The sequence below is a fragment of the Pseudomonas sp. PB103 genome (genome assembly GCF_009764635.1).
Taxonomy (GTDB): domain Bacteria; phylum Pseudomonadota; class Gammaproteobacteria; order Pseudomonadales; family Pseudomonadaceae; genus Aquipseudomonas.
Genome location: NZ_RWIL01000124.1, coordinates 19,105 through 27,743, shown reverse-complemented (window position 1 = coordinate 27,743; position 8,639 = coordinate 19,105). Strand labels below are relative to the sequence as shown.

At 56.5% G+C, this 8,639-nt stretch carries 10 protein-coding genes; 2 read left to right on the top strand and 8 right to left on the bottom strand.

Annotated elements, in window-relative coordinates; all coding sequences use genetic code 11:
* The coding region (locus EJA70_RS31165; RefSeq protein ID WP_256677715.1) for a hypothetical protein at positions 1-91 on the top strand (91 nt) is incomplete at its 5' end.
* A 55-nt stretch (positions 92-146) separates the two neighbouring features.
* Here the strand turns inward: EJA70_RS31165 and EJA70_RS22555 are convergent.
* A complete protein-coding gene (locus EJA70_RS22555; RefSeq protein ID WP_007911074.1) occupies positions 147-914 on the bottom strand; it encodes an SDR family oxidoreductase in 768 nt (255 codons plus the stop codon).
* Between the two features lie 22 nt (positions 915-936).
* Positions 937-2,004, bottom strand: coding sequence for a phosphotransferase family protein (locus EJA70_RS22550; protein ID WP_158833630.1), 1,068 nt, complete (start codon positions 2,002-2,004; stop codon positions 937-939).
* A gap of 190 nt (positions 2,005-2,194) precedes the next feature.
* Between EJA70_RS22550 and EJA70_RS22545 the strand changes: the two genes are divergently transcribed.
* A complete protein-coding gene (locus tag EJA70_RS22545) occupies positions 2,195-2,590 on the top strand; it encodes a DUF4280 domain-containing protein (RefSeq protein WP_008083980.1) in 396 nt (131 codons plus the stop codon).
* A 190-nt stretch (positions 2,591-2,780) separates the two neighbouring features.
* Here the strand turns inward: EJA70_RS22545 and EJA70_RS22540 are convergent, their stop codons facing one another.
* The 6 genes from EJA70_RS22540 to EJA70_RS22515 are packed head-to-tail and all read right to left on the bottom strand — an operon-like array spanning position 2,781 to position 8,630.
* Positions 2,781-3,323, bottom strand: a complete 543-nt coding sequence (locus EJA70_RS22540; RefSeq protein WP_158833628.1) for a toxin-antitoxin system YwqK family antitoxin — start codon at positions 3,321-3,323, stop codon at positions 2,781-2,783.
* Between the two features lie 12 nt (positions 3,324-3,335).
* Positions 3,336-5,345, bottom strand: a complete 2,010-nt coding sequence (gene tssI / locus EJA70_RS22535; RefSeq protein WP_158833626.1) for a type VI secretion system tip protein VgrG — start codon at positions 5,343-5,345, stop codon at positions 3,336-3,338.
* 10 nt (positions 5,346-5,355) lie between these two features.
* Positions 5,356-5,919, bottom strand: a complete 564-nt coding sequence (locus EJA70_RS22530) for a hypothetical protein (RefSeq protein ID WP_158833624.1) — start codon at positions 5,917-5,919, stop codon at positions 5,356-5,358.
* A gap of 49 nt (positions 5,920-5,968) precedes the next feature.
* Entirely contained in the window at positions 5,969-6,709 is a 741-nt protein-coding gene (locus EJA70_RS22525) for a hypothetical protein (RefSeq protein WP_158833622.1), read from the bottom strand.
* A gap of 58 nt (positions 6,710-6,767) precedes the next feature.
* Positions 6,768-7,403, bottom strand: coding sequence for a hypothetical protein (locus EJA70_RS22520; protein ID WP_158833620.1), 636 nt, complete (start codon positions 7,401-7,403; stop codon positions 6,768-6,770).
* A 48-nt stretch (positions 7,404-7,451) separates the two neighbouring features.
* Positions 7,452-8,630, bottom strand: a complete 1,179-nt coding sequence (locus tag EJA70_RS22515) for a hypothetical protein (protein WP_158833618.1) — start codon at positions 8,628-8,630, stop codon at positions 7,452-7,454.
* Positions 8,631-8,639: the final 9 nt, after the last annotated feature.

The following is an 8,639-nucleotide window of genomic DNA, read 5'->3' as shown; positions in this document are numbered from 1 at the left end:
CACCATGCAGACTCGCATGGAGCTTTACGATCGTATTGATTACCACACGTTCGAGCAGAAGCTCGATGCGTTGTTTGCTGCGAAAAAATGAAGATCAAAAGATCGCAGCCTGCGGCAGCTCCTACAGGGTTGTGTTGCAGTGGGGGTCAGGAGAGGAAACCACCGTCGACATTCAGCGCCACGCCCGTGGTGTAGCTCGACGCATCACTGGCCAGGTACAACACCGCACCGGCCATTTCGCTCGGATCGGCCACGCGCTTGAGCGGGATCTGCGTCAGTGCCTGTTTGAGGATCGCATCGTTCTTCACCAGTGCCGAGGCGAACTTGGTGTCGGTCAGGCCCGGCAGCAGGGCGTTGCAGCGGATGCCGAACTGCGCACATTCCTTGGCGAAGACCTTGGTCATGTTGATCACCGCCGCCTTGGTCACCGAGTAGATGCCCTGGAAGATTCCCGGCGAGATACCGTTGATCGACGCGACGTTGATGATGCTGCCACCACCGTTTTCACGCATCAGCTTGCCGGCTTCCACCGACATGAAGAAATAGCCGCGAATGTTCACATCAACAGTCTTCTGGAACGCACCGAGATCAGTGTCCAGCACGTTGCAGAATTGCGGGTTGGTCGCAGCGTTGTTGACCAGAATGTCGAGGCGGCCGAACTGTTCCTTGATCCCGGCGAACACCTGGGCAATCTGTTCCATTTCACCGATATGGCAGGCCACCGCAGTGGCTTTGCCGCCCGCTGCGATGATCGCGTCGGCGACGTGCTGGCAGCCGTCGAGTTTGCGGCTCGAAACGATTACGTGGGCGCCTTGCTGGGCCAACAGTTTGGCGATGGCTTCACCGATGCCACGGCTGGCGCCGGAAACGAAAGCGATTTTGCCGTCGAGGTCGAACAACTGAGTCTTGGACATAAGGGTTCCTGGTTGTGGGCCGTCAGAGGCTCGATTTCGCCATGACCTGCAGGCTCATCTGCTCCAGCAGTTTGTTCATGTGAATGAACTGCGCAAAGCGTTTGTCCTGGGTCTGGCCGTGGTAGAAGCGGTAGTAGATCTGCTGCACGATGCCGGCCAGGCGGAACAGGCCGTAGGTGTAGTAGAAGTCGAAATTGTCGATCTGGATGCCCGAGCGTTCGGCGTAATAATCGACGAACTCACGGCGGGTGAGCATGCCTGGCGCGTGGCTCGGCTGGCGACGCAACAGTTGCACCGGCGCCGGGTCGTCGGCCTCGATCCAATAGGCGAGGGTGTTGCCCAGGTCCATCAGCGGATCGCCGAGGGTGGTCAGTTCCCAGTCGAGCACGCCGAGGATCTGCATCGGGTTGTGCGGGTCGAGGATGACGTTGTCGAAGCGATAGTCGTTATGGACGATGCTCGAGGTCGGATGGTCGGCCGGCATCTTGTCGTTGAGCCAGGCTTTCACCGCTTCCCAGTGCGGTGCGTCCGGGGTCAGGGCTTTTTCGTAGCGCTCGCTCCAGCCTTTGATCTGGCGGGCGACGTAGCCTTCCGGTTTGCCCAGGTCGCCAAGACCGCAGGCGTTGTAATCGACGCGGTGCAGCTCGACAAAACGGTCGATGAAGCTTTTGCACAGCGCTTCGGTTTTTGCCGAATCGAGGCCCAGTTCCGGCGGCAGCTCCGAGCGCAGGATGATCCCTTTGACCCGTTCCATCACGTAGAACTCGGCGCCAATCACCGACTCATCGGTGCAATGCACATAGGCTTTCGGGCAATACGGGAAGCCGTCGCGCAGCTGATTGAGAATGCGGAATTCGCGGCCCATGTCGTGGGCGGACTTGGCCTTGTGGCCGAACGGCGGACGGCGCAGGACGAATTCCTGCTCCGGGTATTCCAGCAGATAGGTCAGGTTCGACGCGCCGCCAGGAAACTGGCTGATCGCAGGCATACCGCTCAGGCCCGGAATGTGCGCCTTGAGGTACGGATCGATCAGGCTGGCATCGAGTTCTTCGCCAGAGCGGATACGGGTGGACTGGTCAGTAAGCGCCATGCTTATCCCTTCTGCTTATTTTGGAGGCCAGACATCATTGGCTAATCTAATGGCGCGCACGGGTGGTCACAAGCGCGGGGCGGTCTTATAGGTTAGCGTGTTGCCGGATAATCACCTTGGGGAATGTGCGCGAACGGCCAGCGCAGACTAAGGTTTAGCGGGTATGCCATGGGCAAAAAGGAGCTTTGAAATGGGCTGTCCGCAAGTCTGTGCCACGGCCACGTTGCAATGCAGCTTCGGCGCCGCGCCGTCAATGCTCAACGTGCTGCCGGTCAACCGCACGCTGACCGGCGGGATGCCGGCGGCGAACATCATGGATCACATTCCGCTGGTCAACATCCTGCCGTTCGGGGTGTGCATGAGCATGGCCAATCCCATGGTGGCCGCCGCGACAGCAGCCGCGCTGGGTGTGTTGACACCGATGCCGTGCATTCCGGCGACGGCCACGCCATGGATTCCCGGTGGCGCGCCGACCTTGCTGCTCGGCGGGATGCCGGCGATCGATGCCAACAGCACGCTGATGTGCAACTGGGCCGGGGTGATCAAAATCGCAATGCCGGGGCAAATGCAGATGCTCATTCCCTGATCCCCCTGGACCCCTGTAGGAGCTGCCGAAGGCTGCGATCTTTTGATGTTGCTTTTATAAAAACAAGATCAAAAGATCGTCCGATCGCGGCCCGAGCCTTCGGCAGCTCCTACAGGGGGGGGTGGTGGCCAACAAACCCGGTGGGAGCGGGCTTGCCCGCGATGAGGCCAGTCCACACACCCTGAACACTTCAGGCCTGCTGCGGATCCGCCCACTGCCGATACCACCAGCGCACCCGTGAAATCGGCTTGCCATCCGCCCCCAACGGCCGCCCATCCTCGGCAAACCCTTGCTCAGGCTCCAGCAACTGGCCATTCACATAACGCGCTTCCAGCGCCGGTTTGCCATTGGCATGAAAGCGCTGATAACGCCCTTCACGCACGCCATCGCGGTAAAACTCCGCCTCCGCTACTTGCCCATCCGGGAAGTAATTGAACGCCTCACCATGCAGCAACCCACGTCGATACGTGGCCTTGCGCTGTAAAAACCCCTCGGGTGCGTAAAAACTCGCGACACCTTGCAGCTTGTCGCGCACAAACGGCATCTGCGCGGAGATCTTGCCGTTCGGGTGATAAAGCAGCGACAGGCCCTGCAGTTCACCCTGGCTGTAATGCAGATCGGCCTGCTTGCGCCCGTCATCCTTGATGTTCAGCGCACCGTCAAGTTGACCGTCCTGCAGACGCCCCTTGAGCTGCTTGTCGTCCTGCTGCAGATCCAGCGGTGTGATCGCCATGGCTTCTCCTTGTCAGTTGACCTGCACCAGCCCGCCCTTGATGGTCAGCATGCCGCCGCCATCGACCGTCTGCGAGGCGGCACCCTTGTTGGTCAGGCTGATCCCTGCGTCATTGGTCAATGTGGTGCCGGCCTTGTTGTCCAGCGAAGTGCCGGCCTGATTGGTCAAGGCAGTGCCGGCCTTGTGCGTGATCGAGGTGCTGGCCGATGTCGCCAGGTCGGCGCCGCTCTTGATCGTGAAGCTGCCGCCGCTTTGCAGGGTGAGGGTACCGCTGACCTTGATGGTCAGATTGCCGTCCACCGTCAGGCTGTAATCGCCGGTGACCTTGTCGGTGTAATTGCCGCCGGTGCTGTGGTTCTGGTCGGCGCCGACTTTTACCGTGCGAGTGTCCTTCACATCGAGGCTGTCGCTGCCGGTCTGGATGGTGACGCTGCGTTTGCCTTTCTCCAGCGTCACGGTCTCGTCGCCGTCCTTCACCGTGCGGGTGCGGGCGTTTTGTACGGTGAGGGTTTCGTCATGGCCGACCGTGGCGGTGGTGTCGTTGAGAACGTTGATCTTCAGATCTTTCTGCGCCTGCAAGAACACCTCTTCAGCGTCCTTCTTGTCCTCGAAGCGCAACTCGTTGAAGCCGCCGCCACCCTTGGACGACTGGGTCTTGATCCCCGATTGCGTCTGATTGGCCGGCAATGCGTAGGGCAGGGCGTTGTCGCCGTTGTAGACGCACCCGGTGACCAGCGGACGATCCGGATCGCCGTCGATAAACGACACGATGACTTCCTGGCCGATACGCGGAATGAACTGCATGCCGAAGCCCTTGCCACTCCACGGCAACACCACACGCACCCAGCAGGAACTGGTTTCGTCATTCTTGCCGTCGCGATCCCATGGGAACTGCAACTTGATACGGCCGTATTCATCGGTCCAGATTTCTTCGCCGGACTTGCCGACGACGATGGCGGTTTGCGGGTGCATGCGCGGTTTCGGTGTGATCCGTTGCGGGCGAAACGGCGTGGCTTTGGGGATGGCCTCGAAGCGATTGCGATAGCTTTCATGGCTGGCGTCATGGGTCACACGCGTCACCACCCAATCGATATTCAGGCTCGCATCGTCGTGGCCGTCGAGGGTGAACCAGTGCCCCGGAATCAGCCAGCGACAGTCGCTTTCGCCGACAAAGCGTTTCTCTTCACTGCGCAAGCCGTCAACTCGCTGTTTGGTCAGCGCATCGCCCTGAGCCTTGGCGTTGTAACCACCCGGATGTTCATAGATGGACAGCGGCCCGGCCACCGCTTCGGCCTGCCCGTAAAGTGATGTGGTCGGCGTGGTGAACTCATAATCGGTCGCCCGATACACCCCGGCCACAGCCTTCAAGCAGACTTGCCCTGAGCGGATGCCGTGCAACTCGCGCTGCCCCAGTCCTTGCCCCAGATAGCTGACCTTCGGCCCGTTGGGGATCTGCACGAAGGCGTCATTGCTGTCGCCGAGCACCAGTGTGTGCTTACCGGCGTCGTGGGTGAAAAACCAGAAGATGCCATCCTCTTCCAGCAGCCGCGAGACGAAGGCGAAATCGGTTTCGCCGTACTGCACGCAGTATTCGCGGGGGGTGTAGCTGCCGGTCAGCGAGAGTTTGAAATCGCTGAAACCGTGGGCCTTGAAGATCGTGGTGACGATATCCGAGGTGGCGAGGTTCTGGAACACGCGGTTGTTGCTCGCAAGCGTCAACCACCAGAGCCACGGGCGCAGGATTAGTTGATAGCGCTCGGCGGTGGCGTCGGCGGGGAGTTGACGTATCTCGGCGACCAGCGCGTCGAACGGGCGGACCAGGGCATCGTTGTGCAGGGTCGTGGTGACGTGGCTGGCGACAGCGCTGGTCAGGGTGAGCGAGGCGCCGTCATTGAGGCCGTTGAGGATTTGTGAACTCAACAGGTTGAGCGATTCGTCGCCTGAGAGTGACTCAGGGTAAAGCGACGCCAGCGAGGTGGCCGTCAGGAATAAGGAGGTAGTGCTGTCGTTGAAGCGCGTCATCGGAGTGCCTTCACTGATAGTTCAACTCATGAATGACCGTATCGAAGCCTCCGTTCTGGTAATAGAAGTGCCATTTCGACGTAAATGGCCAATACCTGGCCTCATACTCTCCCCAAAAAGCAGCCTCGTTTCCTCCGATCCCGGCGTGGGTATAGCCATGGGCCTTGGGTACGCTACTGACGTTGTATTTGTCCGATGGCAGCAGCCACGCCGTATTGGTTCCATATCTGAACAAGTCATCATTCATGAAAATCGGTCGATCGGTTTCGGTCGTCGCCAGGTTGTAATGACGAACTCTGATGAACCCACCAAAGTTTTGCACGCCAACGCAGCAACCCGAGAGGTTCGCCGTAAGAAACAGAACAGGATCGTTGCCGGTGGGTGGCACAGGCAGATCGGTATACAACCCCTGATCCTCTTTCCATGGGAGGAAATATGCCTCATGGGGGCCGGGGTGATTGGCGCTTAATAGCTGATCCATCGCTTCAAACTCGACTGTGATTCTTGAGACATGGGCGTGGCCGATGTTCAGATATAAGTGTTTGTTCTCTTGTTCCAGCCGCTCTTTCAACATGTCGGGCTCCTTATTGAAATGCAGATTGTTCCTTGCATCGCGCAGTCATTCACACGACGACTAACCAGCCAATATCACTGACATTGCTGGACTCCTCCCACTTGAGACCCTTCACTACCTGTTGGATAGGCTTTGTCTTTCCAAGCGAAAGGCTGCCTTCCAGATAGTTGAGCAGTTGTTCCAGGTTGGCGCCCCTGGGCGTGGCTGCAACCGGAGCTGTGCCCGGCGAGATCACGTCGTAGTGCTTGTCGATGCGGTCACCGATGCTGGAGTTGGTCTGGGCAAAGCCCACGTACAAGTTGTCTGTAGACGTGTCGAATTCTCGCAACATACGGGTTATCTCAATCGCCACTTGTGGCTTGGTTGCCGGGTTGGCCAGATGCTTTTGCAGCAGCGCAACTTCCTGTGCCGCGGTGCTTGCAAAACCGTGTCCGTATAGTCCTTGCAGCAGCGATTCGAAGTGCGACCAGGCATGTGTATGAGGCGCCGGATTAGTCTGAACAAGTTTCAGAAAGCTTTTCTCAACCGCCGAGTAAGGAATTTTGTGGCAAACGGCGCAGTTGTAGGTTGAGAGGAATTTCTTGCTTTTCATCTGCTGGGCAATTGTGTAGGGGTTGTTTTTTGAATGAGGGTCGAGGGTGTCGAGCAAAAGTTGCTCTGCGTCATTAAGTGGTGTGGTGTTGATAATCTCTTTAACCAGCACTTGCAGAACCCCCAGATTCAAGTGTGAGCCGGGACGAGAATGATCTGAGAGGAAAGTATCTGTGGTCTTGTCGTAGGTGATGCCCATTTCGCCTTCCTGTTTGCGAGGTGTGGGGAATCGATTTTTTCTGGCTTGATTTCCGCGATCAACCTGAAAACCAGCGCAGCCAGTTAGGCCAGGCATTCCCGCCGGGTGAGTGTCCTTGGTGCATATAATCCCAGCGCGCGGTTTCGGTTAAACCCGCGCCTCGCAACTCTTGGACGACCGTGGCTTCAATTGCCCTGACATTCAGATTTTCCAGCTCGCCAATGTTTCCTTGAGCCAGCAACTGGAACTGTGCCGGGTCTGATATGTACTGCAGTGCATGGCCCATTTCATGTAGCAGGCACACTGCCGGCGTCAAGAAACCCGTACGTGTGCGTGGACCAAAAACGCTTTCCAGAATCCATGCGCCCCAACGCTGCTCTCTATTCCATGGCGCATCAATGCGATGACTTTCACCCGGCCCCAATCGGGGGTCGTTAGAAGCGAAATCCGTAGTGTCTACCGACTGAGTGTGGTTCCAGCAGATCATCCCGCCGTCGAGGTAGTGGGGGCACTTTCGGCTGTAGGGAGGAATGTATTCCGAACCGCCGTGATCGATCACCATGATCCCGATGTGCAACGGGGAGTTGTCGAGGCTGGAGATGACCTCTTGGGCGAAAGGTGAATGATTCAGGTACGAAATCGCCGTGTTGTAGAGGTTTTGGAACTGATTGATGGAGGGGATGAGTCCTAACATCATTATTCTCCCTGAACAGTTAGATGTTTTTAGCTGCTGAGCGTTGCCTTATAACTTTGCCTGTAGGAATAGTTCTCTGGGGATATGGTCGGGGACGAAGTTTTCTGTGTAAAAATTTTGTAATTCACCATGCGCCGATATCGCTCCTCGCATGACTTCGTGGTAGGTGTGCGTGGAACTTACGGAAGTTGGCATGTAGTGAAAGAAAGCAAACGTGCAATAAGCCAATCTGGCAAGAGTGACGGTTTCGGTAAATCCCAACGCTTTCGCGGTGCTAATTATGTCTATCGTGCTGCCTGATTTTCCCGCCCATATCGAATTGCCATTTAATCTGTCCTTGATGACGTCTTTATCATCTTCATCCAGACTGTATTTGTTGATTCTGATTTTATGGTGATTGCCACGGTCTACATCTATCACGGTTGTATGAGGGGAGCCGTTAGTGTCCGAGTCGCTACTCGGCTTTTTGGCGCGCTGACTGTTCGTTTGAAAAAAGTCATGAATGGCAGCTATTTTTTTATAGAGACGAGACAGCGGTTCCTTTAGTAGACCAGCGTCTATCCCCTGCAACAGAGGGCTGGTACCGGGGACGTTGGCGGTATCTGAGCACCCCCAGTCGATATTCGCACCGAGGCCATAGGCGGAACGATTCTTCGCCGGTCTCTTGAATGTGGGTGAAGGGCCGACGCTGGTGTTGTGCATCTTGTTTATGATCGCGTCAATAGCAGTTATTTCAAAAGTCGGAAAATTGGCAAGTACTTCAAGCGCCAGCGTTTCTTCTTTTTTTCTGTTGAATGCCGCTTTGTTATGTCCTTTGAGTGCTTGAACCAATGCTTCAGGTGAATTGAAAAATTTGTCTTGGGTACTGTGAAGGCCCAATACGGCCGTCGGGATAAAACGAACGTCCGAGTTCATGGAGAAAAAACGCAGCGTGGGCGCTTTTTTTTCGCTCTGGATGTTTATCCCGGTTGCACGTTTTGGTTTTAAATGGATGGGGGCGGACACCCACTCATAGTAAGTATCCTTGAATTTCTTCGTGACGTTTGGATCGTACTGCTCCAGTAACGGAGTGATGCTTGAATCCCAAAAATCGTTCGCTGACTGTTGTAAAGGTTTGCAAAACCTTTCTAAGTCGAGGTCTGGTGATCCCTTACGCAGATCGTCGAAGTCAGCTTGTTTTCCTGAATAAAGGATCGTGTCGCCGTGTAAGGTTTTGACTGTGATCATGACTGTGTT

Bases quoted from the DNA above. Each gene is read 5' to 3' on its own strand.
- EJA70_RS22530 (WP_158833624.1), bottom strand. From the start codon at position 5,919: ATGTTGAAAGAGCGGCTGGAACAAGAGAACAAACACTTATATCTGAAC.
- EJA70_RS22555 (WP_007911074.1), bottom strand. From the start codon at position 914: ATGTCCAAGACTCAGTTGTTCGACCTCGACGGCAAAATCGCTTTCGTT.
- EJA70_RS22525 (WP_158833622.1), bottom strand. From the start codon at position 6,709: ATGGGCATCACCTACGACAAGACCACAGATACTTTCCTCTCAGATCAT.
- EJA70_RS22515 (WP_158833618.1), bottom strand. From the start codon at position 8,630: ATGATCACAGTCAAAACCTTACACGGCGACACGATCCTTTATTCAGGA.
- EJA70_RS22520 (WP_158833620.1), bottom strand. From the start codon at position 7,403: ATGTTAGGACTCATCCCCTCCATCAATCAGTTCCAAAACCTCTACAAC.
- EJA70_RS22540 (WP_158833628.1), bottom strand. From the start codon at position 3,323: ATGGCGATCACACCGCTGGATCTGCAGCAGGACGACAAGCAGCTCAAG.
- EJA70_RS22550 (WP_158833630.1), bottom strand. From the start codon at position 2,004: ATGGCGCTTACTGACCAGTCCACCCGTATCCGCTCTGGCGAAGAACTC.
- tssI (WP_158833626.1), bottom strand. From the start codon at position 5,345: ATGACGCGCTTCAACGACAGCACTACCTCCTTATTCCTGACGGCCACC.
- EJA70_RS22545 (WP_008083980.1), top strand. From the start codon at position 2,195: ATGGGCTGTCCGCAAGTCTGTGCCACGGCCACGTTGCAATGCAGCTTC.